At 62.5% G+C, this 25,780-nt stretch carries 24 protein-coding genes; 7 read left to right on the forward strand and 17 right to left on the reverse strand.

All coding sequences use genetic code 11. The features are described 5' to 3' along the window. Positions 1–422: 422 nt before the first annotated feature. Positions 423–1,559, reverse strand: coding sequence for a catalase family protein (locus tag UCMB321_RS08090; protein WP_040065232.1), 1,137 nt, complete (start codon positions 1,557–1,559; stop codon positions 423–425). A 37-nt stretch (positions 1,560–1,596) separates the two neighbouring features. Then, the gene (locus UCMB321_RS08095) at positions 1,597–3,411 is read right to left on the reverse strand and encodes a di-heme-cytochrome C peroxidase (protein ID WP_425338540.1); all 1,815 of its coding nucleotides are present in this window, start codon (positions 3,409–3,411) and stop codon (positions 1,597–1,599) included. 258 nt (positions 3,412–3,669) lie between these two features. Here UCMB321_RS08095 and bamJ point away from each other — a divergent pair, with 258 nt between their 5' ends. From bamJ to UCMB321_RS08115, 4 genes are all read left to right on the forward strand, one after another. Next, positions 3,670–4,383 carry a BamJ family beta-barrel-assembly machinery protein gene (bamJ, locus tag UCMB321_RS08100; RefSeq protein WP_040065233.1) on the forward strand — a complete coding sequence of 238 codons (714 nt, stop codon included), beginning with the start codon at positions 3,670–3,672 and terminating at the stop codon, positions 4,381–4,383. A 308-nt stretch (positions 4,384–4,691) separates the two neighbouring features. Further along, positions 4,692–5,147, forward strand: a complete 456-nt coding sequence (locus UCMB321_RS08105) for a YkvA family protein (protein WP_040065234.1) — start codon at positions 4,692–4,694, stop codon at positions 5,145–5,147. Positions 5,148–5,259: 112 nt separating this feature from the next. Then, entirely contained in the window at positions 5,260–5,601 is a 342-nt protein-coding gene (locus UCMB321_RS08110; RefSeq protein WP_040065235.1) for a helix-turn-helix domain-containing protein, read from the forward strand. After that, positions 5,598–5,969, forward strand: a complete 372-nt coding sequence (locus UCMB321_RS08115; protein ID WP_040065236.1) for a hypothetical protein — start codon at positions 5,598–5,600, stop codon at positions 5,967–5,969. Before UCMB321_RS08110 ends, UCMB321_RS08115 begins: the two co-directional genes overlap by 4 nt. 41 nt (positions 5,970–6,010) lie before the next feature. On the opposite strand, the gene UCMB321_RS08120 is transcribed toward UCMB321_RS08115, so the two are convergent. Next, positions 6,011–7,786 carry a bifunctional diguanylate cyclase/phosphodiesterase gene (locus UCMB321_RS08120; protein ID WP_040065238.1) on the reverse strand — a complete coding sequence of 592 codons (1,776 nt, stop codon included), beginning with the start codon at positions 7,784–7,786 and terminating at the stop codon, positions 6,011–6,013. Positions 7,787–7,922: 136 nt separating this feature from the next. Continuing rightward, positions 7,923–10,007: a carboxy terminal-processing peptidase gene (locus UCMB321_RS08125; RefSeq protein WP_209437145.1), complete on the reverse strand. Its 2,085-nt coding sequence runs from the start codon at positions 10,005–10,007 to the stop codon at positions 7,923–7,925. A gap of 183 nt (positions 10,008–10,190) precedes the next feature. Between UCMB321_RS08125 and UCMB321_RS08130 the strand changes: the two genes are divergently transcribed. Then, on the forward strand, positions 10,191–11,153 hold the full coding sequence (locus UCMB321_RS08130; protein WP_040065241.1) for a zinc-binding dehydrogenase: 963 nt from the start codon (positions 10,191–10,193) through the stop codon (positions 11,151–11,153). A 105-nt stretch (positions 11,154–11,258) separates the two neighbouring features. Here the strand turns inward: UCMB321_RS08130 and UCMB321_RS08135 are convergent, their stop codons facing one another. The 6 genes from UCMB321_RS08135 to UCMB321_RS08160 form a co-directional block, all read right to left on the reverse strand. After that, positions 11,259–11,912 carry an HAD family hydrolase gene (locus tag UCMB321_RS08135; protein ID WP_040065243.1) on the reverse strand — a complete coding sequence of 218 codons (654 nt, stop codon included), beginning with the start codon at positions 11,910–11,912 and terminating at the stop codon, positions 11,259–11,261. Positions 11,913–11,946: 34 nt separating this feature from the next. Continuing rightward, positions 11,947–12,936: an ABC transporter ATP-binding protein gene (locus UCMB321_RS08140; RefSeq protein ID WP_040065245.1), complete on the reverse strand. Its 990-nt coding sequence runs from the start codon at positions 12,934–12,936 to the stop codon at positions 11,947–11,949. After that, a complete protein-coding gene (locus UCMB321_RS08145; protein WP_040065247.1) occupies positions 12,933–13,730 on the reverse strand; it encodes an ABC transporter permease in 798 nt (265 codons plus the stop codon). The genes UCMB321_RS08140 and UCMB321_RS08145 overlap by 4 nt, the downstream gene beginning before the upstream one ends. Further along, a complete protein-coding gene (locus tag UCMB321_RS08150) occupies positions 13,717–14,562 on the reverse strand; it encodes an ABC transporter permease (protein WP_040065249.1) in 846 nt (281 codons plus the stop codon). The genes UCMB321_RS08145 and UCMB321_RS08150 overlap by 14 nt, the downstream gene beginning before the upstream one ends. Further along, the gene (locus tag UCMB321_RS08155; protein WP_040065251.1) at positions 14,559–15,365 is read right to left on the reverse strand and encodes an alkaline phosphatase family protein; all 807 of its coding nucleotides are present in this window, start codon (positions 15,363–15,365) and stop codon (positions 14,559–14,561) included. The genes UCMB321_RS08150 and UCMB321_RS08155 overlap by 4 nt, the downstream gene beginning before the upstream one ends. Before the next feature lie 136 nt (positions 15,366–15,501). Continuing rightward, positions 15,502–16,569, reverse strand: coding sequence for an ABC transporter substrate-binding protein (locus tag UCMB321_RS08160; RefSeq protein ID WP_040065253.1), 1,068 nt, complete (start codon positions 16,567–16,569; stop codon positions 15,502–15,504). Between the two features lie 386 nt (positions 16,570–16,955). Between UCMB321_RS08160 and phnR the strand changes: the two genes are divergently transcribed. Beyond that, the gene (gene phnR / locus UCMB321_RS08165; RefSeq protein WP_040065256.1) at positions 16,956–17,669 is read left to right on the forward strand and encodes a phosphonate utilization transcriptional regulator PhnR; all 714 of its coding nucleotides are present in this window, start codon (positions 16,956–16,958) and stop codon (positions 17,667–17,669) included. Between the two features lie 153 nt (positions 17,670–17,822). Here phnR and UCMB321_RS08170 read toward each other — a convergent pair whose 3' ends face one another. The 7 genes from UCMB321_RS08170 to minC all read right to left on the reverse strand — a co-directional run bounded on the left by UCMB321_RS08170 (position 17,823) and on the right by minC (position 24,715). Further along, complete coding sequence (locus UCMB321_RS08170; RefSeq protein ID WP_040065258.1) at positions 17,823–19,994, reverse strand: mechanosensitive ion channel family protein; 2,172 nt, start codon at positions 19,992–19,994, stop codon at positions 17,823–17,825. 63 nt (positions 19,995–20,057) lie between these two features. After that, positions 20,058–20,234: a hypothetical protein gene (locus UCMB321_RS31045; protein ID WP_167337430.1), complete on the reverse strand. Its 177-nt coding sequence runs from the start codon at positions 20,232–20,234 to the stop codon at positions 20,058–20,060. 223 nt (positions 20,235–20,457) lie between these two features. After that, a complete protein-coding gene (locus UCMB321_RS08175) occupies positions 20,458–21,747 on the reverse strand; it encodes a M18 family aminopeptidase (RefSeq protein WP_040065261.1) in 1,290 nt (429 codons plus the stop codon). Positions 21,748–21,878: 131 nt separating this feature from the next. Then, positions 21,879–22,514 carry an RluA family pseudouridine synthase gene (locus tag UCMB321_RS08180; RefSeq protein WP_040065263.1) on the reverse strand — a complete coding sequence of 212 codons (636 nt, stop codon included), beginning with the start codon at positions 22,512–22,514 and terminating at the stop codon, positions 21,879–21,881. Between the two features lie 188 nt (positions 22,515–22,702). Further along, complete coding sequence (gene minE / locus UCMB321_RS08185; RefSeq protein ID WP_040065264.1) at positions 22,703–22,957, reverse strand: cell division topological specificity factor MinE; 255 nt, start codon at positions 22,955–22,957, stop codon at positions 22,703–22,705. Between the two features lie 3 nt (positions 22,958–22,960). After that, entirely contained in the window at positions 22,961–23,773 is an 813-nt protein-coding gene (gene minD / locus UCMB321_RS08190; RefSeq protein WP_040065266.1) for a septum site-determining protein MinD, read from the reverse strand. Positions 23,774–23,977: 204 nt separating this feature from the next. Further along, entirely contained in the window at positions 23,978–24,715 is a 738-nt protein-coding gene (gene minC / locus UCMB321_RS08195) for a septum site-determining protein MinC (protein WP_040065509.1), read from the reverse strand. Between the two features lie 121 nt (positions 24,716–24,836). Here minC and UCMB321_RS08200 point away from each other — a divergent pair, with 121 nt between their 5' ends. Next, positions 24,837–25,769: a lipid A biosynthesis lauroyl acyltransferase gene (locus UCMB321_RS08200; RefSeq protein ID WP_040065268.1), complete on the forward strand. Its 933-nt coding sequence runs from the start codon at positions 24,837–24,839 to the stop codon at positions 25,767–25,769. The last annotated feature ends 11 nt before the right edge of the window (positions 25,770–25,780 follow it).

Consider the following 25,780-nt stretch of genomic DNA (forward strand, 5'->3'; position numbering starts at 1 on the left):
GGGTCGCGGGTTCGAGTCCCGTCCGCTGCGCCATATTCGATGATCTGGACCACTGAACGCCAGGTCATTACAGAAAGCCCGCCTTGTGCGGGCTTTTTGTCGTCTGGGGTTTGTTGAGCAGTGGAAGTCGGTTTGCCTGCGATGGTTGTGGCGAATCTCATATCGCCATCGCCAGCAAGCCGGCTCCCACAGGATTTTTGTCATCCCCCCAATCCTGTGTTCGACGCGGACCACTGTGGGAGCCGGCTTGCCGGCGATGGCGTCAGTATGGACACCGCAAGGCTCAAGGGCCCATCGCTGGCAAGCCAGCCCCCACAGGATTTTTGTCATCCCCCAATCCTGTGTTCGGCGCGGACCACTGTGGGAGCCGGCTTGCCGGCGATGGCGCCCGAATGGGCGCCACAAGGCTCAAGGGCCAGGCGCTATTGCTCGGCGTTGCGGCTGTGCCGGTAATCGCTGACCGCGTCGTACACCGCCTTGCGCAGTCGGTTGATGCCACCGATCGGCCGATGTGCCTCCAGCCCATGCCAGGGACTGAACGACTGGTTGTCACACGCGATGTTCTGTTCCAGCGTGTCGAAATCCTGGGCCGGAATCCGAATCCGCGCCACGGTCTGGAATGGCGCGTCGCTCTCCTTCCACTCGATGCTGGTGTCTTCGATCGGCATGTACAAATGGGCGTTCTGCCGCTGGATCTGCAAGACGAAACAGGCCGGGACGCGATCTGTGGATAGCTGCTGGATCAGGGCGCTACGGAGGAAGTTCGGCAGTTCCTGCTGCTGTTCCGGCAATGTATATTCCGGGCAGCTCTGGGGATCGGGGGCCACACGGAACTTGGCGTTGTCATTGCCGAACTTGTAGGGCGAGACCGAGAAGTAGCTGGTCTGTGTCGGACTGTCCGGCGCCGGCGCCAAGGTCGCCAGGGCGATGAACAGATGGCGAACCTGCCAGGTGGTCGGGTTCCAGTTCGGGAAAAACGCCATCACCCGCTTGCCTTCCGCCTGGGCATCGATGTTCTGCTGGTACTCGGCGACATCGCTGACGAAGAAGTTCGGATGGCTGAACATCACGAAGTCCTGCTCGTTGCGCCCTTGTTGCCCCGGCAACAGTTGCTTGCCCGGGACGTCGAGCAGCTTGAGCGCCATGCCACGGGCGTCGCGAATACTGTCGAACTGCGGATAGGCGTTGCCATTGGACATTCGTATCAACGCCTGCCAGGTCTTGCCCGGTTCGGCAAACACGCCCTGGCGCAGATCCGCGCTCAGGTCGGCGGGGACCTGGACTTCGGCCTTTACGCAGCCGTGGGCCTTGGCATGGGCATCGCGCAGGTAGCGGGTGCTCTCGCGATGCCGGTCGACGACGCGTATGGCGGTCTGGATGATGGCCTGGGTCCTGGCCGATTCACCGGGTGGAATCTGTTCCTCGGCGGACACCGGGCCACTCTGGCGCCAGGCGTACCAGCCGCTGGCCAGGGCCCACCCCACCAGCCCGAGACCGATCAGGATCAGCAGGCTCTTGCCCAGAAAGGCGCCGAGGCGCAGCCAGAGTCGGGTCAGCATGTAGGCTTCCTTTTAACGTGAGCACTAAGGGTGGGGGTCATGGCAGTTGCGCCTCCAGCGGGCCGCCCAATACCTTCAGGTATTCGAGCAGGGCCCAGCGTTCTTCGGGCTGCAACAGACGACCGATCACGCCATTGCCACGCTTGCCGGTGCGGAATTCGTGACCGCTGTTGTGATTGCCGCTGATGCGGGTGTCGTACAGGAAGCCATTGGGGAAGGCTTCCGGGCGATAACCCAGGTGACGCGGATCGTATTCGAAGGTGCCGCGATAGAAGGTGCTGGGGCGTTCGTCCTGGGGCGAGAGCAGTTGATACAGCGAAGGCACCGAACCGTTGTGCAGGAACGGCGAGGTGGCCCACACGCCGGCCAGCGGCCGGGCCTTGTAGGCGCGTTGCTCGAGTACGCCGATGGGCAGGCCGAAGCCATCCATCGCCGGCCGCTCTTCAGGCGTGACCTTGGCTTCGCGATAGGCGCGCTCTTCGACGAAGGCGGTGACGTAGGCCAGGCCCTTGGCCACCGACAGTTGTGTCATGTCCAATGGCTTGTCGGGCGTGGGATGCAGATGGACCGGCAGTTTCGCCAGTTCCGCCGGGTCCCATTGCAGTGAACTCAGGTCGTAACGATTGTCGGCGATGTTGTTGGCGGTATTGGGGTCGGTACCAATCGCCGCGAGCGGGATGGAGACCAGGTGTTTCACCGGGCGACCGTTCTCCGAGGTGACCGGGGGCACATGGCAGCCGGCGCAGTTCTCGGCGAACAGCCCGCGGCCCTTGGCGGCCAGCGCCAGGTCGACCTTGCCGAACAGGTCCTCCGGCCAACTGGGCGGCTGGAGGTGCTTGAGGGTTTCCTCGATTCGCTGCAGGTCGCGCACGCGCACGCCGGAAGGGTAGCGGTCCGCACCTTGCAGCGGCTGGCCATTGGCGTCGAAGAAGTTCAGGGGCGCGCCGACCCCCAGGGCTTCGCCGATATTGCGCGCCATGGGCTGCTGGGCCGAGGCGGTCCACTGCACCCAGTCGAAGGTCCAGATGTCCCAGAGCTGCGGGTAATCCACGGGGGCGTTGGCGACGCGGTAGTTCTTCTCGGAAAGGGCATCGCCGAAGCTGGCATTGGCGATTCGCCCGAAGGCGTCGGTGCGGCCCGGGCCTTCCTCGGTCGGATAGAGGCCGCGATGGGTATCGTTCCAGGCCACCCGCAGGAAGGTGTCCAGCGACTGCTTGAAGTCCGTGCGCAACTGGTCGTACTGGGCGTCATAGTCGTCACCCAGGACATTGTGGGCAAAGCGCTTGAATTTCCAGGGGTTGTAATAGGTGGCGGCCAGGCTCGCCACCAGGGCCTGGCCGAAACTGCCGCCGCGCAGCGTCGGCACGCTGGAAGGCAGCACATGCTGGGCCGAGCCGCCGTCGATCCGCAATGCCTGGTCCTTGTAGCGCAATTCGCCGGTATGGCAGGCCGCACAGGTGATATCCAGATACTGCTCGTGGCTGCCGGGGTCCTGATGACGGGCGAAACCCACCGGCAGGTTGCCGGGGTTGTCCGCGCTCGCCTTGCGCTGGGGGTCGATCAGGAAGCCGAAGCGCGCCAGATATTCGGGTTCGGCAAAGCGCTGTTCGGAAAACGGCAGCTCCAGGGCGGTGAACCACTCATAGCGCAGGCCTTTGACCTGTGTGCCCTGCGGTGTGTAGTAGTAGGTCTGGCGATCGGCTTCGCTCCATTGCTCCAGATAGCGCACCTGGGCCGGTACGTAAGCCGGTAGTTTCGGATTGACGACGTAGTACAGGAGCACCGCGATGCCGAGGCAAAGCAGGAGAGTCGTTGCCAGTAATACACGGTAAAAAATGCGCAAGATCACCATCCTTGTCGAGTTGTTTCCTTCTTATGCCTGAGCCATTGCCTGGTATCAAGTGGCCATGATGGCCGTGACTACTGGCCCGTGGCGCCACAGCCGGATCAGGACAGACGTAAGCAGACTGTCAGGGTTTTGTAAAATGCGCCAAACACCTGAACTTATTGGCGGTTTGAGCCTCTCATGCCGGTAGCCATTGGTCGTGGCGGCCTGATAAGCTCGCGGCTTTATACGATTGCCCTTTAGGCGCATGAACAAGGAAATAGCATGAAACAGCATCGGTTGGCGGCGGCGGTGGCCCTGGTTGGCCTGGTACTTGCGGGCTGCGACTCGCATTCCAGCGTAGAGCTGAAAACCCCGGCGCAAAAAGCTTCCTACGGCATCGGCCTGAACATGGGCAAGAGCCTGGCCCAGGAAGGCATGGATGATCTGGATTCCAAGGCCGTGGCCCAGGGCATCGAAGATGCCGTCGGCAAGAAGCCACAGAAGCTCAAGGACGACGAACTGGTCGAAGCCTTTGCCGCTCTGCAGAAACGTGCCGAAGAGCGCATGGCCAAGCTGAGCGAAGAGTCGGCGGCTGCCGGCAAGAAATTCCTCGAGGAAAACGCCAAGAAGCCAGGTGTCGTGACCACCGCTTCGGGCCTGCAGTATGAAGTCATCAAGAAAGCCGATGGTCCTCAGCCCAAGCCGACCGACGTGGTGACCGTTCACTACACCGGCAAGCTGACCAACGGCACCACCTTCGACAGCTCCGTGGATCGCGGCAGCCCCATCGACCTGCCGGTCAGCGGTGTGATTCCAGGCTGGGTCGAAGGCCTGCAACTGATGCACGTCGGCGAGAAGTACAAGCTGTACATCCCGAGCGACCTGGCCTACGGCGCACAAAGCCCAAGCCCGGCGATCCCGGCCAACTCGGTTCTGGTCTTCGACCTGGAACTGCTGGCCATCAAGGATCAGGCCAAGGAAGGCGCTGCCAAGTAAGGCGCGCGCTCAGCACAACGCCCCGTTATCGGGGCGTTGTCGTTTCTGAGGGTTGTAAGCTGTAAGAAAACGAACATCTACAGGCAGGTATAGTCTTAACATTCGGCTAATCGGCCTAATCGTAGACTGATGCCAAGTCAATGAAATAATGGCTTTTTTTCAGTGAGTAAAAAACGCCCGATCTGAGTTGGGCCCTTGTAAAGCGGGGCTTTCAGCGTTGAAAAGTGGCTCTGTTCACAAGGTTATCCACAAGATGTGTGGATAACCTCGCACGGCTTTTCAGTGAAGAGAGGGGGAGTGGAGTGATCATGAAAGCACCCTGGAGTTTCGTCCGCTTCCTGCCCTTGGCGCAACGGCTGTTGCTGCGTGGCCGCCTGCCGGCGCTGTTGTTCGCCGTGGCGAGCAAAAGCGCCCTTCAAGGCGCCCGGCTGGGCAAGCTCAAGGAGGACCTGAAACTGCTGCAGGTCCTGTGCCTGGCCTACTGGCGCGGTGAGTACCGGGATATCAGCGTCAAGTCGATGATCATCGTGGTGGCCGGCCTGATGTACTTCCTCAGTCCGCTCGACGCCATCCCCGATTTCATCCCGGTGTTCGGCATGCTTGACGACATCGCGGTATTGGCCTGGGTGATGAATACCCTGGACCAGGAACTGAGTGCTTTCCGGCTCTGGCTCGAACGCCAGGCGCCGGAACGGCTGCGGGCGATCGAGCAACTGCCGGACACGCCCGGGCAGTTGCAACTGCAACGTCACGAAAAGGACTGAAGCCGATCCGTTTCCTTGAAGAACAACACACTAGCGACCTTGGCGGCTGTTAAGATTAAGCTACAAGGAAAGCGCCGACTTGCTATGTGTAAAAGTCCTACGGGGTGTGGTAATGGATCTTCAAATAATTACACGTGACGGCGAACCGGAATATGCGGTTCTGCCTTGGGCTCAGTATCAATCGTTACTCAAGGCTGCCGGTTTGAGCAGCCCGCAACCTTCGCAATCTCCCCCTGCCAGCCCGGCGCCAGCGGTCGATGCCTTACCGGCGTTCGAGCAGTTGCGCAGCCTGCGCGAAGCCAAGGGCCTGGCGGTCGAGACCCTGGCGCGTACGGTGGGTATCAGCCCTTCGTATCTGGGCCTGATCGAAAGCGGTGAGCGCGAGCCTGATGCTGCGATTCGTCGCAGCCTGGCCTGGGAGTTGGGTGTGGCTGGCTGGAGGGACGCATCGTGAGCGTGCGCATCAGTCGTCAGCACTGGGACGGACTGCTGGGCGAGCTCGACCAGGCGCGTCGCCAGCGTCATCTGTTGACCTATCGCGCCTTGCTGGAGCGCTTGCAGTTGCCTAGCCCGGCCATGCAAACCCTGACGGCGGCGCTGGAGCACCTGGCGGCCCTGGATGCCAAGGCCGAACAGCCGCTGCGCAGCTCCCTGGTAATCAGCCAGGGCGCGAGCCGCTTGCCGCGTACCGGTTTCTTCGAGTGTGTCGAGCGTCTGGGGCGCTTTTCCGGCCCGTCCGACGGCGTGGCGGCGGCGTCCTGGCATGCGTCGGAAGTGGTGCGGGTGTTCGAGTACGATTACCCGGAGTCGGCCGAGGCCTGACACGCCCCAATACCGTTTGTAGGAGCAGCCGGTCGACGCTCCTACAATGGTTGTTCAGGTGAAGTGACTGCACAGCAGTCGATCACGTGAATGCTGTGGCCCGGCACATTCTTGGCGTGGTGCTTGGCCTGGGAGGCCAGCTCCGCCAGCTGCGCGGGGTCCAGCAGCGTGCAGGACTGCGGCTTCAGATGCACCACGCCGATGGACAGGGACAGCAGCGGGAACTCCTGGCGCTGGCCCTGCCGATTCGAGGCGATGAAGCAGCCGGCCTCCAGGTGCTCGGCGCGGTAGAAGCGCCGGCTCTGGCTCTGGAAATCCTCCAGCAACTGATTCAGGCGCTTGCGCCAATCCTCCTCGCCCAGCACCAGCAGGAAGTCGTCGCCGCCGATATGGCCGACGAAATCCCGGCTCGGGTCGACGCGATCGTTCAGGCATTGCGCCAGGCACAGCAGGACTTCATCCCCACGACCGTAGCCATAGATATCGTTGAACGGCTTGAAACTGTCGATATCCACGTAGCAGATCACCGACTCCCGGGCCTGTTGCAACAGCCGTGTCAGGCATTGCTGGATCGGCACGTTACCCGGCAGCAGGGTGAGCGGATTGGCATAGCGGGCTTGCTGGATCTTCAGTTCGGTAATCAGTTTCAACACATCGATGACCCGCCCCAGCCCCAGGTACCGGCCTTGGTGGGTAATGATGAAATCTTCCTCGATACGCTGCCGGGCCCGGCTGGTGATCAAGCGGCTGACCTGCTGCAGGGACTGACTCGACTCCACCGCCAGGAAGTCCTCGCTCATCAGCCGGCTGATGGGCTTGCGGGCGAACAGGTCGGTGGCAAAGGGCTTGAGCAGCACGTCCGAGAGCGAATGCCGGTGCACGATGCCGCACGGGTGGCCATGCTCGTCCAGGACGGCCAGGGAGTTGAGGTTGGCCTGGCGGCGGAAGGCTTCCAGCACGTTCGCCGTGGGGGTATCCAGGGCCACCGCCGGTTGCTCGTTGAGCAGGGCGCCGAGGTCGCTGCCTTCCTCGCTGAGGGCCGTCGGAGTGGCCTCGAGCTTGGGCAGGAGCGCGCGGGCTTCCTGCGGCGGATGTTCCTGGGGACGGCAGAGCAGATAGCCCTGGACCAGGTCGACGCCCATCTCGGTGAGCACCGCCAGTTCCTCCGGCAGCTCGATGCCCTCGGCGATCACCAGGGCCCGGGAGGCCTTGGCGATCTGCAGGATGGAGCCGACGAATTCGCGCTTGAGGGCATCCTGGTGGATACCGTCGATAAAGTGCCGGTCGATCTTCACATAGTCCGGGCGCAGCTCCGACCACAGGCGCAGGCTGGAATAGCCGGCCCCGAGATCGTCCAGGGCGATGGAAAAACCCATGGCGCGATAGTGGTGCAAGGCGTTTTGCAGCAGCTGGAAATCGTCGGTGGGGGTCTGTTCGGTGAGTTCGATCACCACGTTGCTGGGATCGATGCCGAAGTCCTGCAGCAGCTGCAATGTGCGGCCCGGCTGATGGGTCGGTTCCAGCAACGATTCCGGCGAGACGTTGAGAAAGAGTTTGCCCGGCAGTTGCTGTTCGCTGAAGCGTCGGCAGGCGCTGAGGCGGCAGAGCATTTCCAGCTCGCTGAGGCGACCGGCCTGGCGGGCCACGGCGAACAGGCTGATAGGCGAGTGCAGCGGACTGTTGGACGGCCCCCGACTGAGTGCCTCATAGCCGAGGATCCGGCGTTCGGACAGCGAGATGATCGGTTGGAACAGGCTGTGCAGACCATTCTGAGCCAGGATTGAACTCAAGGCGTTCAGCTGTTCGGTCATGGTCATGGCTGTCTCGATCGATAAAAAAAGGACCGGGCATGGCCCTTTCTACAAGAGCAATGCCCAGTCCTTTATTTCACGACAGAATGATGACTATTTGATGACGCTCAGAAGCAGCTTCACATTAAATTGCCATCATTTGTCAATGTTTCGCGATTGCCGTGTTCAGACGCAGGTAGTCCAGCAGGATACGTCCGGTCTCACTCAGGTAGGCGTCGTCCTCGGGCTTGATCTTCTTGTCCGGATCCACCGGCGAGGCGTCGTCGTCTTCCTTCTTCAGTTCCTTGAGCGGCTCTTCGCCCTTGGCCTTGCGACGGGCGTTCTCCATGACCAGCTGCTTGGCGTCGATATCGGTGCGCTGGGCACGACGCTCGCTCTCGTTCAGGCTCACGGTTTTTTCCTTGAGCAGCTTCTCGGCCAGGGCTAGCTTGTCGCGAATGAAGATGAACTCCGCATCCTTCGACGCACGCGCCTCGTGGTCAGCCTTGAGCTGGGCCAGGAACGGCTTGAACGGATCCACCGGTGGCTTGATCGAAGGACGAATGGTGTCCCACGGCATGGCTTCCGGCAGCGCGCTCTCGCCGATTTCCTTGGTGTCGATGATCGACGGGAAATCCACGTCCGGCAGCACGCCCTGGTGCTGGGTGCTCTGCCCGGAAACCCGGTAGAACTTCGCCAGGGTCAGCTTCAGCTCGCCATGGTTGAGCGGCTGGATGGTCTGCACGGTGCCTTTGCCGAAGGTCTGGCCGCCGATGATCAGGGCCCGGTGATAGTCCTGCATGGCGCCGGCGAAGATCTCCGAAGCCGAGGCGGACAGGCGGTTGACCAGCAGCGCCATCGGGCCTTTGTAGAAGGCACCCGGGCTTTCGTCTTCGAGGACGTCGACCTTGCCTTCGGCGTTACGCACCAGCACGGTTGGGCCCTTGTCGATGAACAGGCTGGTCAGTTCGGTGGCTTCCTGCAGGGAACCGCCGCCGTTGTTGCGCAGGTCGATGACCACGCCGTCGACGCCGTCCTTCTGCAACTCGCCCAGCAGTTTCTTGACGTCGCGGGTGGTGCTCTTGTAGTCCGGATCGCCGGCGCGGAACGCCTTGAAGTCCAGGTAGAAGGCCGGGATATCGATGACCCCCAGCTTGTAGTCCTTGCCGTCCTGCTTGAGGTGCAGGATCGACTTGCTGGCCGCCTGGTCCTCCAGTTTCACCGATTCGCGGGTGATGGACACTATCTTGCTGGTCTGGTCGTTCGGCGCATTGCTCGCCGGAATCACTTCCAGGCGCACCACCGAGCCTTTCGGACCACGGATCAGCTTGACCACTTCGTCCAGGCGCCAGCCGACCACGTCGACCATTTCCTTGTCGCCCTGGGCGACCCCGATGATCTTGTCGGCCGGGGCCACCTGCTTGGTCTTGTCCGCCGGGCCTGACGGCACCAGGCGCACGACCTTGACCTGGTCGTTGTCGCTCTGCAGCACGGCGCCGATGCCTTCCAGGGACAGGCTCATGTTGATGTCGAAGTTTTCCGCGCTATCGGGTGACAGATAGTTGGTGTGCGGGTCGTAGGACATCGCAAAGGTATTGATATAGGCCTGGAAGATATCTTCGGAACGGGTCTGGTCCAGGCGTGCCAACTGATTCTTGTAGCGCTTGGTCAGCAGGTCCTGGATCGCCTTGGGTTCCTTGCCGGCGATCTTCAGGCGCAGCACTTCGTCCTTGACGCGTTTGCGCCACAGGTCGTCGAGCTCGGCCGTGGTCTTCAGCCACGGGGCGTCCTTGCGATCGATCAGCAAGGATTCCTGGCTGGTGAAGTCCATCTTGTCGACACCCTTGTTCAGCTCGGCAAGGGTGAAGTCCAGACGCGATTTGACCCGGTCCAGGTAGCGCTTGTAGATGGTGAACCCGGCATTCAGGTCGCCGCTCTTGAGGAAATCGTCAAAGTGGGTTTTCCACTTGTCGAATTCGGCGATGTCACTGGCCAGGAAATAACTGCGCGACGGGTCGAGCAGCTTGAGGTAGCTGTCGTAGATGATCACCGAGCGCGCGTCGTCCAGCGGCGGCTTGCTGTAGTGATTACGCTTGAGCAACTCGACGACGTTCAGGCTGGCAATCACCTCGTCGCGGTCGGGCTGAAGATTGTCCCAGCTATTGGCTGCGAACGTATTGGCCGACAGCGTGGAGAAGCCAAGGCCAATGAAAAGAGCAAGTGCTGTGCTGGGGAACAGATGCTTCATGCTGAGTCGACGCGGGGGCAATTGATAACGCATATTAGGCCGTCTTTAAAGTCGCCGGTTCCGCGGGAATGTGTACCAAAAACTGCGTTTGCGAGTTTTCGTACGACCCTCGGTCCGGTCGCATAATGCAAAAAGCCCGGTGCTACAGCTTCGGGCTCAGTCCAGACTCACTATGGAGGCACTGTGAAAGCATTGCAAGGCGTTGAAGGTCAAGTGGAGTGGGTTGAAGAGCCGAGTCCGACGTGCGACGTGGGACAGGTTCGGATCCGGGTGGCGGCCGCGGGGCTCAATCGCGCCGATCTGTTGCAGAAAGCCGGGCTGTATCCGCCGCCGCCCGGGGCCAGCCAGGTGCTGGGCCTGGAGTGCTCCGGGGTGATCAGCGAAGTCGGGCCGGGAGCGTCCTGGCAGGTCGGCGACCGTGTCTGCGCACTGCTGGCCGGCGGCGGCATGGCCGAGGAAGTGGTGGTCGACGGACGGCATGTGCTGCCGGTGCCGGAGGGCCTGAGCCTGGTCGAAGCGGCTGCGCTGCCTGAGGTCTACGCCACGGCCTGGTTGAATCTGTTCCAGTTGGCGGGGCTCAAGCCGGGTGAAAAAGTGCTGTTGCATGCCGGTGCCAGTGGTGTCGGTTCGGCGGCGATCCAGCTGTGCAAGGCCTTCGGCAACCCCTGCTGGGTCAGTGTCGGTTCGGCGGATCGCTTGGCCTATTGCGAGGCCCTGGGCGCCCAGGGCGGGGCGGTGCGGGGCGACGATATCGAGGGCCTGAGCGACTTCGCCCCCTTCGATGTGATCCTCGATCCGGTCGGTGCGAACTACGCGGCGCTGAACGTGAAACTTTTGTCAGCTGACGGACGGTGGGTGCTGATCGGCCTGATGGGCGGTCGGGAAACCCAACTGGACCTGGCGAAGATCCTCGCCAAGCGGATCCAGTTGCTGGGCTCGACGTTGCGCAGTCGCAGCGATCAGTTCAAGGCCGATCTGTTGCGTGACCTGGGTGAGCATGTCTGGCCGTTGTTTGCCGAGAAGCGCCTGAGCCCGCAACTGGCCAAGGCGTTCCCGATCCGGGATGCCGAGACGGCGTTCGAGACGCTGGCGAGCAACCAGGTGGCGGGGAAGCTGGTGTTGGTGATCGACGAGACGCTGGGATAGTTCTCGCTGCAGGAGCGTCGCTTGCTGGCGACGCTTCCAGGGACCTGTGGCTCTGCGTCGGAACGCCGGCCGGACCAGGTCCCGCTCCTGCCGTTCGCGTTGTGATTACTGCCAGTGATGAACAGGCCAGCCGGCCTTTTCCGCCTGCTCGCGCAGCAGCGGATCGGGGTTCACCACATGCGGATGGTCCACCTTGCGCAACAACGGCAGGTCGTTGCGCGAGTCCGAGTAGAAACTCGCGCCTTCCAGGTTCTCGCCTTCGGCATCCAGCCACTCCAGCAACCGCACGATCTTGCCTTCGCGGTAGGTGAGGGTGCCGACGGTGTGGCCGGTATAGACGCCGTGCAGCACTTCCAGGTCGATGCCCAGTACTTCGTCGACGCCCACGCGCTCGGCAATCGCCTTGACCAGGTGAATACCGGACGCCGAGATCACCAGGATCCGGTCACCCGCCGCGCGGTGGGCGGCGATGGCCTTGCACGCGTCGCTGTAGATCAGCGGCTCGATCACGTCCTCGACCCAGGGCGCCACCAGGTGGGCGATTTCCTCCGGGGTGCGCCCGGCCATCGGCTCCAGGCTGAACAGCATGTAGTCTTCCATGGCCAGTTCGCCCCTGCCGTAGGCGTCCATCAGCTCGTTGTTGCGCTGCATGAACGACTCCGGGTCGACCCAGCCCAGGCGCCCCATCTGCTCGCTCCAGAGGGTGGCGCAGTCGCCGTGGATCAGGGTTTCGTCCAGATCAAAAATTGCCAGGGCCATCAGTACCGCTCTCTCTTCAAACGTGCCAAGGACATCAGGCTACCTCACACAGCGCGCTGGGATCGATAGACAGCGACAAACGCCGACCTTCGGGATGCAAGTCGGCGGCCGAGCGGTTGAGCACATCCACCACCAGTTCCACGCCCCGGGCCACGACCCGATAACGGATGACGTTGCCCAGCAGGCTGTGGCCGCGGATCAGCGCGTCCGGCACGCCCTCGGTACGCAACTCGATGGCTTCCGGGCGGATGGCGATACGGCTGTTGATCGGTCGTTGCAGCAGGCGGCTGGCAGCGTCGGCATCGAGCAGGTTGTAGTTGCCGATGAAGCCGGCGGCGAACACATCGACCGGTGCGGTGTAGAGGGATTCGGCGTCGCCGCTCTGGACGATCTTGCCCTGGTTCATCAGGAAGATCCGGTCACTCATGGTCAGGGCTTCTTCCTGGTCGTGGGTGACGAAAATCGTGGTCAGCCCCAGCTCGCGCTGGATCGCCCGGATCTGCTCGCGCAGGTGCTTGCGAATCCGCGCATCCAGCGCCGACAGCGGCTCATCGAGCAGCAGCAGGCGCGGGCGGGTGACCAGCGAGCGGGCCAGGGCCACGCGCTGGCATTGGCCGCCGGACAACTGGTGCGGGTAGCGGCTGGCGAAGTCGTGCAGTTCCACCAGCTTGAGGGCTTCGATCACCCGTTTGTGGCTGTCGTCGGCGTTGACCTTCTGCATCTTCAGGCCGAAGGCGACGTTCTGTTCCACGGTCATGTTGGGGAACAGCGCGTAGCTCTGGAACACCATGCCGATCGCGCGTTTCTGTGGGCTCAGCGGGACGATGTCCTGGCCGTCGAGCAGGATCTGGCCGCTGTCCACCGGGGTCAGGCCGGCGATGCAGCGCAGCAGCGTGGACTTGCCGCAACCGGACGGGCCGAGCAGGGTGACGAACTCGCCCTTGGCGATTTCGCAGTTGATGTCGCTGAACACCGTGGTGCCGGCGTAGGTTTTTTTCAGGTTCTGGACACTGATGAAGCTCATTGGCTTTTGTCCTTGTTCAAATGGTTGGCGACCCAAGTGAGCACCAGCACGAAGAGAAAGTAAGAGATCACTAGCGCACTGGTGAAGTGGCCGCTGCTGTTGCGCATGTTGTTCAGGTACACCTGCAGGGTTTCATAGCGGGTACCCACCAGGATGTTGGCGAACACGAACTCGCCGAACAGGAACGAGAACGACAGCAGCAACGCGACCATCAGGCCCTTGCGCAGGTTGGGCAACACCACCAGGAAGGCCGCCTGCCAGGTGCTGGCGCCGAGCAGGTGGGCGGCGTCCATCAGGTCGCGCAGGTTGATCGCCTGCAGGTTGTTGGTGATGGCCCGGTACATGAACGGCAAGGCCACGGTGAAATAGCAGCCGATCAGGATCCACGGCGTGCCGACCATGGCGAACGGCCCGGAACCGTACAGCTGCAACAGGCCCACCGAGGACACCACCGGCGGTACTGCGAAGGGCAGCAGGATCAGGATGTTCATCAGTGCGTCGAGCTTGGGGAAGTGGTAGTGCACCACGAACAGCAGCGGCAGGATCAGCGCCACCGACAACGCCAGCGAGCCGACACAGACGATCAGCGACTGGCCGAACGCATCGAGGAAACGCGGATCGCTCCACAGTTGCAGGTACCACTTGAAGGTGAAACCGCTGGGCAGGACGGTTGCCGACCAGCTGCTGGCAATCGAGTACACCAGGGTTCCGGCCAGCGGCAGCAACAGGATCAGGAACAACAGGCGGACCACCACGCGGTGGTATAGGGCCGCGGAGGGTTCAGCGCGCGACATGGTAGCTCCTCTTCAACAGCCACTGATGGATCACGGTCACGAAGGTCATCATGCCCACCAGGATCACCGCCAGCGCGCTGGCCATGTTCGGGTCGAGGCTGATGTCGCCGGAGACCATGGCGGCGATACGGATTGGCAACACGTTGAAGTTGCCGGTGGTCAGGGCATACACCGTGGCGTAGGCACCGAGGGCGTTGGCCAGCAGGATCACGAAGGTGCCCAGCAGCGCCGGGGTCAGCACCGGCAGGCCGATATGCCGCCAGAACTGCCAGCCGTCGGCGCCGAGCAGCGCGGCGGACTCGCGCCAGTCTTCGCGCAGGGCGTCGAAGGCCGGGTAGAGCAGCAGCACGCCCAGGGGAATCTGGAAGTAGGTGTAGAGAATGATCAGGCCGGTCTTCGAGTACAGGTTGAAATCCTGAATGATCCCGGCCTGCTTCAGCATGATGGTGATGGTGCCGTTGAAGCCCAGCAGGATGATGAACGCGAAGGCCAGGGGCACACCGGCGAAGTTGCTGGTCATGTTGGCGAAGGCGTTGACGAAATCCCGCAGGCGCGAGTCGACCCGGCGCAGGGAATAGGCGCCGAGCACCGCGATGAGCATGCCGAACACGCTCGACCAGAAGCTGATTTCCAGGCTGTACTGGATCGCTTGCAGGTAGAACTTCGAGTTGAAGATCCTGCTGAAGTTGGCCAGGCCCCAGCCGCTTTCTTCCGATTGCAGGCTGTTGATCAGCACCCAGGCCAGCGGCGCGATCTCGAACACGATAAAGAACAGGGCAAAGGGCACCAGGCAGAGCACGGCGAGCCATTTGCCACGGGTGAGTGAATTCACTTCAACAGCTCCCGGCATACAGGTTTGTCATGGGGGACGCCCAGCAGTTCGCAGATCGTGCCGCAGAGTTGCGTCTGCGCGGGCGTGGCATCGGGATTGAAACTGAAGGCGTCGCCGAGGACGAACAGCGGCACTTCACGTTCTTCGGCCAGCAGGCCGTTGTGCGAGCGGTCGTTGTTCATGCCGTGGTCGGCGGTTACCAAGACCTGGTAGCCTGCGTCGAGCCAGCCTTGCAGGTAGTCGGCGAGGATGATGTCGGCCGAGCGCGCGCTGTTGCGGTAGGGCGCACTGTCGAGGCCGTGCTTGTGGCCGGCGTCGTCAATGTTCATCGGGTGCACCAGCAGGAAGTTCGGCGCGTGTTGCAGGCGCAGGCTTTCGGCGTCGGCGAACAGATGGGAATCGGGGTAGTGGTCGACCCAGTAGAAATGGCCGTGCTGGATCGCCAGGCTTTCATCCCGGGTATGTCGATCGCGGGCGGCGACGAAGGGCGAGCGGTTGTAGAGTTCGCTGATCCAGTGATAGGCCGCCGCCGCGGTGGTCAGGCCGGCGTCGCGGGCGTAATGGAACACGCTGCGCTGGTTGGACAGGCGAGAGACGTGGTTGTGCACGATGCCGCTCTGGATCGGAGCCACACCGGTGAGAATGCATTCGTAGAGCGGTCTGGAGAGCGAAGGCAACTCGCATTCCAGTTTGTACAACGCCGCGCGTCCTGCGCCTGCGTAAGCCTGGAGGTGGCCCATGGCGTGCCGGGCGACCTCGTAGTTCAGGCCATCGAGCACGACCAGGATAACGTTGTGCGGCATAAACCAGACCTCCCTCTGATTAGAATCGAACAAAACCTGATGTGGGAGCCGGCTTGTTGGCGATACGGTCAACACGGTTTATCAGGTAAACCGCGTCGATGCGATCGCCAGCAAGCCGGCTCCCACAAGTTCAGGGTTATTGCATGTTGATGATGACTTCTTCCTGCCACTTCTGCGGCAGCGCCTTGGAGGTCTTCTCCCAGGCATCGGCGTCCTTGATCGGCGTGACTTTCTTGTACTGCTCGTTAGGCAGCAGCTTGGCCTTCACGTCTTCCGGCAGGGTCAGGTGCTCGGCACGGATGGGACGTGCGTTGCCACGGGCCAGGTTGGTCTGGCCGGCGTCGCTGAAGATGTACTCGCGAGCCAGCTTGGCCGCGTTCGGGTGCTTGGCGTATTTGTTGATGATGGTGGTGTAGCCGGAAATCACCGAGCCGTCCGATGGGATCAGCACCACGTAGTCGTCCGGGTTGGCCATCTTGGCCTTGTAGCTCAGGCCGTTGAAGTCCCAGACCACGCCGACTTCCACTTCACCCTTTTCCATGGTGGCGATGGTCGGGTTGGCGAGCGACAGGCGACCTTGCTTGGCGATCTCGGCAAACATCAGCAGCGCAGGCTGGATGTTCTTCTCGTCACCGCCGTTGGCCAGGGCGGCGGCCAGTACACCGTTGGCGGCCTGGGCGGCGGTGCTCACGTCACCGATGGACACCTTGTATTTGCCGGTCTTGAGGTCAGCCCAGCTTTTCGGGGCTTCGGAACCGTGCAGCAGCTTCTTGTTGACGATGAACGCAATGGTGCCGGTGTAGGCCAGTGCCCAGTTGCCGTCCTTGTCCTTCGCCCACGCCGGGACCTGCTCCCAGGTGCTCGGCTTGTACGGCTGGGTCACGCCCTGCTTGACCGCGATCGGGCCGAAGGCGGCACCGACGTCGCCGATGTCGGCGCTGGCGTTGTCTTTCTCGGCCGCGAACTTGGCCACTTCCTGGGCCGAGCTCATGTCGGTGTCGATGTGCTTGAGGCCGTACTTGTCGCTCAGGTCTTTCCAGGTGCCCGCCCAGTTCGCCCAGTCATCGGGCATGCCGACGCTGTTCACGGCGCCTTCTTTCTTGGCGGCGGCTTCCAGTGCTTTCAAATCGGTGTCAGCGGCCATGGCAGAGGTGCACAGGGCAATGGTCGAGCCTAACAGTGATGCCAGGAAAAGCTGTTTCATCCGAAGCTCCTTTGGGCGTTTTCAACGCGGCGATTTTTATCGGTGGTTGTTATGAACGTGGTGCGGTTGGTTGGATCTGGATTGGTCTAGGTCAGCAATACCTGAGCCAATTTAAGCCTACTGGATGACACTTTGATGTCGGCATCAGTCCTGCAGGGTTTTTTACCAGTGCTGCTCATGAGCACTTCCTCAAGCGTAGACCATATGTAATTAACTGATATTTAAGGATTTTATCTTTATGGTACGGCCGTCCATGTGCACCGTTTCGTCGCTATGTCACATATCAGTCATGTGCATTGCCTAGGCTGAGCGCTACAACTGGAGACCGCGATCCTGCGCGGTTCTGCCCTCAAACAGTGCTGGTCTAGTCCAGATAGGTAACGTTGATGCGTGAAGAGGCACCAAAGGCGGTGACAGCCATCGGTCAGGCCCTGCATGAGCAGATCGGACACGGCCTGCTGCCACCGGGTAGCAAGTTGCCCGCCGAGCGCAAGCTCAGTGAGTTGTTCGGTACCACCCGGATCACCGTGCGCGAGGCCTTGTTGCAGTTGGAGGCCCAGGGGCTGATCTATCGCGAGGAGCGTCGCGGCTGGTTCATTTCGCCGCCGCGGCTGGCCTACAACCTGATGCAGCGTAGTCACTTCCACGCGATGGTCAGTGCCCAGGGGCGGGTGCCGTCGACCCAGGTGATCTCGGCGCGTTTGCAGCCGGCGTCGGCGGCGGTGTGTGACTGGTTGCAGTTGCCGGCGTTGTCCAGCGTGATCCAGATCTGCCGGGCGCGGCGGATCGACGAGCGGCTGGTGTTGTATGTCGAGCATTACCTCAACCCGCAGTACTTTCCGGGGATCCTGGAGTTCGACCTGAACCAGTCGATCACCGAGCTGTATGCCCGGCATTACGACCTGCATTACGGGCGGGTCAGGTTCGAGATCGTGCCGACCTCATTGCAGGTCGAGGCGGCGGCGGCGTTGCGGGTATCGGTGGGGAGTCCGGGCTTGCGTATCGCCCGGGTCAACTACGACCAGCACGGACGGCTGATCGACTGCGATCTGGAGTTCTGGCGACATGATGCGATTCATGTCGGGGTGGATGTGGTCTAGCCGGCCCGGCTTTTGCGCCTGACGAAATTGTTGTGTTGAAACCCCAACCTGTAGGAGCCGGCTTGCTGGCGATGCGATCTGATGGCCGACATCGTCGTCGACTGGAAAACCGCTATCGCCAGCAAGCCGGCTCCTACAGGTTGGGTGGCGGGTTCAAGATTTCGGTGTGGATTCCGTCTCCGGATCACCGCCCGCGGTGACCACTTGCACACTCAAGCGCGGTGTCGCCAGGTCCAGCCCGGCCTCGTCCATGGTGCGCTTGAGTGCCAGGTTGAACGCCCGCGAAACCTCCCACTGCTTGATCGGCGCGGTCTTGAAGCGGGCGCGCAGTATCGCGCTGCCGGACTCGAAACTCTCCACCCCCTGGATCTCCAGTGGCGACCAGATATTGCGCCGTTGCAGCGGGTCGGTGCGCATCTTCTGGCCGACATCGCGCATCAGTTTGATCGCACTGTCGATGGCCATGTTGTACGGGATCGCCACCCGGAAGATCGCGTAGCCGAACTCCCGCGAGTAGTTCTTGATGCTCTTGATCTCGCTGAACGGAATGGTGTGGACGATGCCGTCGATGTCGCGCAGGCGCACCGTGCGGATGGTCAGCCCCTCCACCGTGCCGAGGTGGCCGCCGACGTCGACGTAGTCGTCGATGGCCAGCGAGTCCTCGATGATGATGAACAGGCCGGTGATCAGGTCCGCCACCAGCGACTGCGCACCGAAACCGATGGCCAGGCCGATCACGCCGGCACCGGCCAGCAGCGGCGTGACGTTCATGCCCATGTTCGCCAGGGCGACGATCAGCGCGATGATGAAGATCGCCACGAACAGCACGTTGCGGATCAGCGGCATCATGGTCTGCGCCCGGGCATTGGCCAGGCCCTTGCGCGAGCGGGTCAGGGCATGGTGCACGGCGGTGTCGCTGAGAATCCACACCAGCCAGGCGAAGATCAGCGTGCCGCCCAGGCTGAACAGCTTGACGCTGACTTCATGACCCTCGCCCTCGGTGAAGCGGATCAGCGACATGCCCCAGACCCGCAGCCCCAACTCGATGAACACCAGCCACACGGCCAGGTGCACCAGGGTGTAGCCGAAGTTGGTCAGGCGCTCGGAGTACAGGGCGTGACGCCTGTTCCCACGTTCGGGCTTGAGGGCATGACGGCGGACCAGGCCGTTGATCACCATGCACAACACCACCAGCACGGTGCAGATCAGCGACTGGCGCAGGGCGGTGCTGGTATCGCCGGCGGAGACGAAGGTGGCGACCAGCGAGATCGCCACCAGGATCAGCGCCGGGACGAACCAGAAGGTACCGAGGATCGACAGGGTGTCGCTCAGGGCGCGACGGGTCAGGCGCCGGGACAGCGACTGGTTGCGGATCAGGTGGGCGATGGGCCGGCGGAAACGCACGATGAACAGGCCGCTGGACAGCGCCGCCATGACGTTGGCGAAGGTGGCGGCGGTGTGGGCCAGGTGGCCGCCGAGGCTGGCGATCATCCGCGGGTCGCTGAGCGCCTCGCCAAAGGCGGCGAAGCTGCCGATCAGCCACAGCGGGCGGAAGGCCTGGCGCCGCAGAATATACAGGGCCTGGTGGCGATGCTGGCCGTCGAGCACGGAGAAGGCGATCACGCAGATGGCCGAGAAGCAGGTGCCCACTACCAGGGCGTAGGCCAGCACCATCGCCAGGTTCTTGCCCAGGGACGAGGGCAGCGCATAGCTCATGTACACGGTGATGAGCAGGGCGATCAGCCAGGGTCCGAGCTTGCGCAGGGCGAAACGCAGCAGGTCGACGGTGCGCGGGTGTTGCGGCAGTTCTTCGCTGAGGCCGAAGCGCAGGCGGACCTGGCGGCCGAGCCAGATCATGGCCCAGGCGAGGAAGCTCCAGAGTGCCAGGATCAGGGCGAAGGCGAAGACCATCGGCAGCCATTCGCTGGCCGGCAGCATCAGGTCCATCAGCTCGCCCTTGGCCAGGTCGAACTCTGTCGACCAGCGACTGAGGGGGCTGTCGTCTCCGGAAAACTGCTTTTCGAAGCCGGCGAGGGTGTTGCCGATCAACCCCAGTACGCCTTCCTCGGTGGCCGGTTGGGCTTTCCTGGTGCTGTCGCGGAGTTTTTTCAGGTCGCTCAGGAGCTTGGCGCGCTGCTGGTCGTTCTCCAGGTTCTTGATCACGTCATCCAGCGATTGCGCCAGGGGTTCGCTGGGTGTCGGCTGGGCTTTTTCCGCGTTGGAGAGCAGGCTCGGCAGGCCGGCTGCCTCGGCGCCGGCCAGCGGCACCAGCGTCAGCAGGCAGGTGAACAGAAGGGCGGGCAGGGCGAAAAGGCGGGCGAACACTAGGCAGTCAACCATCGACGATACGGGTCGACGAAGTGTACGTCAGGCGTGGGGCCAATGCATTTAATCGCTCAGTTGGGCGAGGATCTTGTAGACCACGGTACCGAGGATGAACAGCATGCCGACCCAGAGCAGCAGGACCCCGGCGTTGCGCTCGCGAAAGTTGAACCCGACGGCCAGCATCAACATACCGCCCAGGATGGGAATGAGCATGGTGTGGAAAGCGAAGGGCGAGATCATGACAACGACCTGGTCGAGGGGGTTACCTTGAGTCTAGGTCGGTTTGGCGGGGGTGGGGGTTATGTGTATCTGCGCAGATCAGGGGCTGTGGATATTCTCTTACGGTCAACACGGCCACTGTGGGAGCCGGCTTGCCGGCGATGGGGCCCTTGTGACTGGCATCGTCCTTGCGGGCCTCATCGCTGGCAAGCCAGCTCCTACAGGTTTTGTGTCGTTTCAGGTCCTATGGCAGTTCGCGACTGGCGTAGAACGCGCTCAGGACTTTCACCAGGTGCGCCAGGTCGTGGCTGCCGGCCAGCTCGCGGATCGAGTGCATGGCGAAGGTCGGCAGGCCGATGTCCACGGTACGCACCCCCAGGTGGCTGGAGGTGATCGGGCCGATGGTCGAGCCACAACCCATGTCGCTGCGCACCACGAAGCTTTGCACCGGTACTTCCTCGGCCATGCACAGGTGACGGAAGAACCCGGCGGTTTCGCTGTTGGTGGCGTAGCGCTGGTTGTTGTTGACCTTGATCACCGGGCCGGCATTGAGCTTCGGACCATGGTTGGCATCGTGCTTGTCGGCATAGTTGGGATGCACGCCGTGGGCGTTGTCCGCCGAGACCAGCAGGGACTTCTGGATGGTCCGCACGAACTCGTCGCCTTCGGGCAGCAGGCGGCGCAGGGTCTGTTCCAGCATCGGGCCGTCGGCGCCGCAGGCCGAGCACGAACCGACTTCCTCATGGTCGTTGCAGACCAGTACGCAGGTTTCCTCGCTGTCGGCGCCGAGCAGCGCTTGCAGGCCGGCGTAGCAGGACAGCAGGTTGTCCAGGCGCGCACCGGCGATGAAATCGCCGTTCAGGCCGATGACCGCGGCGGCCTGGGTGTCGTAGAAGCTCAGCTCGTAATCGAGCACCACGTCGGCGTTCAGGCCGTGCTCGCGGGCCAGTTGTTCGGTGAGCACGGCGCGGAAGTCGACCCGCTCGTCACCGGCGAACTGGGCCAGGATCGGCGGCAGCTCGTTCTGGGGATTGATCGCCCAGCCCTGGTTGGCTTCGCGGTTGAGGTGGATCGCCAGGTTGGGAATGGTGGCGATGGGCAGCTTGAAGTCGATCAGCTGGCTCTCGACCTTGCCGTCGCGACGGAAGGTGACGCGCCCGGCCAGCGACAGGTCGCGGTCGAACCAGGGGGCGAGCAGGGCGCCGCCGTAGACTTCGACACCCAACTGCCAGAAACCCTGGCGTTGCAGTTCCGGTTGCGGCTTGACCCGCAGGCACGGGCTGTCGGTGTGGGCGCCGACCAGGCGGATGCCGCCGAGCAACGGCGAGGCGCGACCGAGCTTGATGGCGACGATCGCCGAGTCGTTGCGGGTGACGTAGTAGCGGCCGTTGGCCTCGGTGTGCCAGGTTTCGCGCTCGTCGAGGCGCTGGTAACCCGCCGCTTCCAGGCGCTGAACCAGGCTGGCGGTGGCATGGAGCGGGGTGGGGGAGGCCTTGAGGAAGTCGATCAGGCCTTGGTTCAACTCTTCGCGCATAAGTAGCTCCAGACAGCAGTGTCGGGAGTTTACCGTATTGGTTGGCAGTTTTGCGGAGGACTCGATGTCGGAGCGATCTTTGTGACGAGGGGGCAAGCCCCCTCGCTACAGGTAACCCCTCACTCCGAGGCTCAGAACGGTGCCGGGCACTCGAAGCGCAGGCGTTCGCCGGTTTGCGGGTGGGTGAAGCTCAGCATGCTGGCGTGCAGGCACAGCCGTGGCCAGGCGGCCAGCGCCTGGGGATGCGCATACAGGCCGTCGCCCAGCAACGGATGACCGATGGACAGCATATGCACCCGCAACTGGTGCGAGCGCCCGGTGATCGGGGTCAGTTCCACGCGGCACCAGTCGCCGCAACGCTCCAGCACCCTCCAGAAGGTCAGCGCATGCTTGCCGAACTCGTGGTCGACCACGTGGCGTGGCTTGGTCGGCGGGTCGTAGCGCAGCGGCAGGTCGATGCTGCCGCTGTCCAGCTCCGGCTGGCCCCAGCAGAGGGCGGTGTAGGCTTTTTCGGTTTCCCGGTCGTGGAACTGTCGCGACAGTTCGCGATGGCTGTCCGGGTCGCGGGCCAGCAGGATGATTCCCGAGGTTTCCCAGTCCAGTCGGTGGACGATACGGGCTTCGGGGTAGCCGTTTTCCTGCAGGCGGGTAATCAGGCAGTCCTTGTTGTCATCGGCCCGACCCGGAACGGAGAGCAGCAGGGTCGGTTTGTCCACCACCAGCACGGCGGCGTCCTGATGGAGGATGCGGATATTGGACAGCGGCATTAAAGCAGTCTCGTGACAAACGCCAACGGCGGCCCGACGATATTCACCCTTGCTGTAGGAGCCGGCTTGCTGGCGATCGTATCGACGCGGTTTACCTGATAAACCGAGTTGACCGTATCGCCAGCAAGCCGGCTCCCACAACAGCAAGCGTGAACATCACCGGGCCGCCGTGGCTCCAGCCGGATCGATCAACGATCGGGCAGGGTGATATTGAGTTCCAGGATCGAGCAGCTGCCCTGGTTTTCCAGCGCCACGTGCACGTCGTCGGTTCCGATATTGACGTACTTGCGGATCACCTCCACCAGTTCCTTCTGCAAGGCGGGCAGGTAATCCGGGGTGCTGCGTTGGCCGCGTTCGTGCGCCACGATGATCTGCAGACGCTCTTTCGCGACCGACGCGGTGCTTACTTTTTTGCTGGCACGAAAGAAGTCAAAAAGGTTCATTGCTTAGTTGCCTCCAAACAGGCGCTCGAAGAGTCCTTTCTTCTTCACATCGAGGAAGCGATGTTCCAGGGTTTTACCCAGCAGGCGGTCGACCGCATCGCTGTAGGCCTGGCCCGCATCGCTCTGGTCGTCGAGAATCACCGGCACACCCTGGTTGGAGGCCTTGAGCACCGCCTGGGATTCGGGGATCACGCCCAGCAGGGTCACCGCGAGGATTTCCTTGACGTCTTCGACGCCCAGCATCTCGCCGTTGCTCACGCGCTCGGGGTTGTAGCGGGTCAGCAGCAGGTGTTCCTTGATCGGGTCTTCGTTGTTCTCGGCGCGGCGCGACTTGCTCGCCAGCAGGCCCAGCATCCGATCGGAGTCACGCACCGAGGACACTTCGGGGTTGGTCACGACGATGGCTTCGTCGGCGAAGTACATGGCCAGGTGGGCACCGGTCTCGATACCGGCCGGGGAGTCGCAGACGACGAACTCGAAGTCTTCCTTGAGGGCCATCAGGACTTTTTCCACGCCTTCCTTGGTCAGCGCTTCCTTGTCACGGGTCTGGCTGGCGGCCAGCACGTAGAGGTTTTCCAGGCGCTTGTCCTTGATCAGGGCCTGCTGCAGGTTGGCTTCGCCCTGGACGACGTTGACGAAGTCATACACCACGCGACGCTCGCAACCCATGATCAGGTCAAGGTTACGCAAGCCGACGTCGAAGTCGACGATCACTGTCTTGTGGCCCCGCAGCGCGAGGCCGGTACCGATGGCGGCGCTGGTGGTGGTCTTACCCACACCACCCTTGCCGGATGTAACCACGAGAATCTTGGCCAAGGTGTATCACCCCTAAAGGAATAAAGGACTTTCAGCCCCTGAAGAACGTCACTAAAAAAATAACTGTAGTCGTGCAGCGTCGGTTGGAAAGCGAGGAAAAGTCTGAAGTACCTCGGGTTATTCTTTCCTTTCGCGATTTCCCACACCGTTCGAGCTGTTTTCGCTACGAGAAGGTGACATTTTGGAAATGGCGGCAAGTATCCGTTAAAGACGGATGATGTTCAACACGTCCCCGGACAAGCTGACTTGAACACCGGCGCCCCACAGCGGATCGCGGCGTAAATCCTCGGAAACCTTGTACTGTCCGGCGATCGAGATCAGCTCGGCACTCAGTTGCTGGCAGAAAATCCGTGCCTTGGTGTCGCCCTTGATACCCGCCAGGGCGCGACCGCGCATGGGGCCATAAACATGGATGTTGCCATCGGCCAGAAGTTCCGCGCCGGGGCTGACGGAAGAGATCACCACCAGGTCGCCGCCCTGAGCGTAGACCTGTTGGCCGCCGCGCACCGGCGAGGTGATGATTTTCGTCGGCTTGACCACCGGCTCCGGTGGTTTTTCCGGTTTTTTCTTTTCCAGGCCTTCGTTCGGGTCGACCGCTCGTTCCCGGGCGCCGGACGGTGGCAGCACCGGCAGGTCAATGGCAATGGCGGCGGCAATGTCTTCGATGCGGTTGGCGCGGATCGCCAGGGTACGCAGGCCGTGGTGGCGGCAGACGCGCATCAGGCCGGGCAGGTCGATGGGGCCCTGGCCGTCCGGCAGTTTGTCCAGCGCCAGCACCAGCGGCGTGTTGCTGAAGAAGTTCGGGGCCTGGGCGACCTTGGCCGCCAATTGCCGATCGAGGGCGTCGAGGTTGTTCTGCGCCAGTTCCAGCACCGTGATGGCGAGCATGCTGCCCTTCAGCTGGAACACGGGATCCTGGTCTAGCGGTTCGGTTTGGCTCATGGTCGGCATAACGCAGCTTGTCACTAAAAGTGCCGAGACTTATAACGAGAACGCCCTCGGGCCGCAAGCCGGCGCGAACCGTTGTAGAATGCGCGGCCTTGTTGTCTGTCCGGAATCACCCATGGATCGCCCGCGTTTTCGAGCTGCTTTTCTTCATCCCCGTTACTGGCCGCTATGGCTGGGGTTGGGCTTGCTGTGGCTGATTGTCCAGTTGCCCTACGGGTGCCTGTTGTTTCTCGGGCGTTTTCTCGGCGCCGTGATGTACCGGGTGTCGGCCGACCGACGGACGATTGCCGCTCTGAATTTGAAGTTGTGCTTTCCGGCGTTGTCCGACGCCGAGCGCGACCGTCTGCTGCGCAAGAATCTCGCTTCCACCGGGATCGCCTTCTTCGAAATGGCCATGAGCTGGTGGTGGCCCAAGCCCCGTCTGGCGCGCCTGGCCCATGTCGAAGGCCTCGAACATCTGCAGCAGGCCCAGCGCGATGGCCAGGGCGTGATCCTGATGGCCCTGCATTTCACCACCCTGGAAATCGGCGCGGCCCTGCTCGGCCAGCAGCACACCATCGACGGCATGTACCGTGAGCACAACAATGCGCTGTTCGATTTTATCCAGCGCCGTGGACGCGAGCGGCACAACCTCGATTCCCTGGCGGTGGAGCGCGACGACGTGCGTGGCATGCTCAAGCTGCTGCGCGCCGGTCGGGCGATCTGGTACGCACCGGACCAGGACTACGGCATCAAGCAGAGCGTGTTCGTGCCGCTGTTCGGTATCCAGGCGGCGACCGTGACCGCCACCAGCAAGTTCGCCCGCCTGGGCAAGGCGCTGGTGATGCCGTTTACCCAGGAGCGCCTGGCGGACGGCAGTGGCTATAAGCTGGTGATTCATCCGCCGATGAGCAACTTCCCGGGGGAAAGCGAAGAGGCCGACTGCCTGCGGATCAACCAATGGGTCGAGGTGGCGCTGCGCCAATGCCCGGAGCAGTACCTCTGGGCCCATCGCCGGTTCAAGAGCCGGCCGCCGGGCGAGCCCAAGCTCTACCCGAAACGCGGATAATCCCTTGCCGC

The sequence above is a fragment of the Pseudomonas batumici genome (assembly GCF_000820515.1).
Taxonomy (GTDB): Bacteria; Pseudomonadota; Gammaproteobacteria; order Pseudomonadales; family Pseudomonadaceae; genus Aquipseudomonas; species Aquipseudomonas batumici.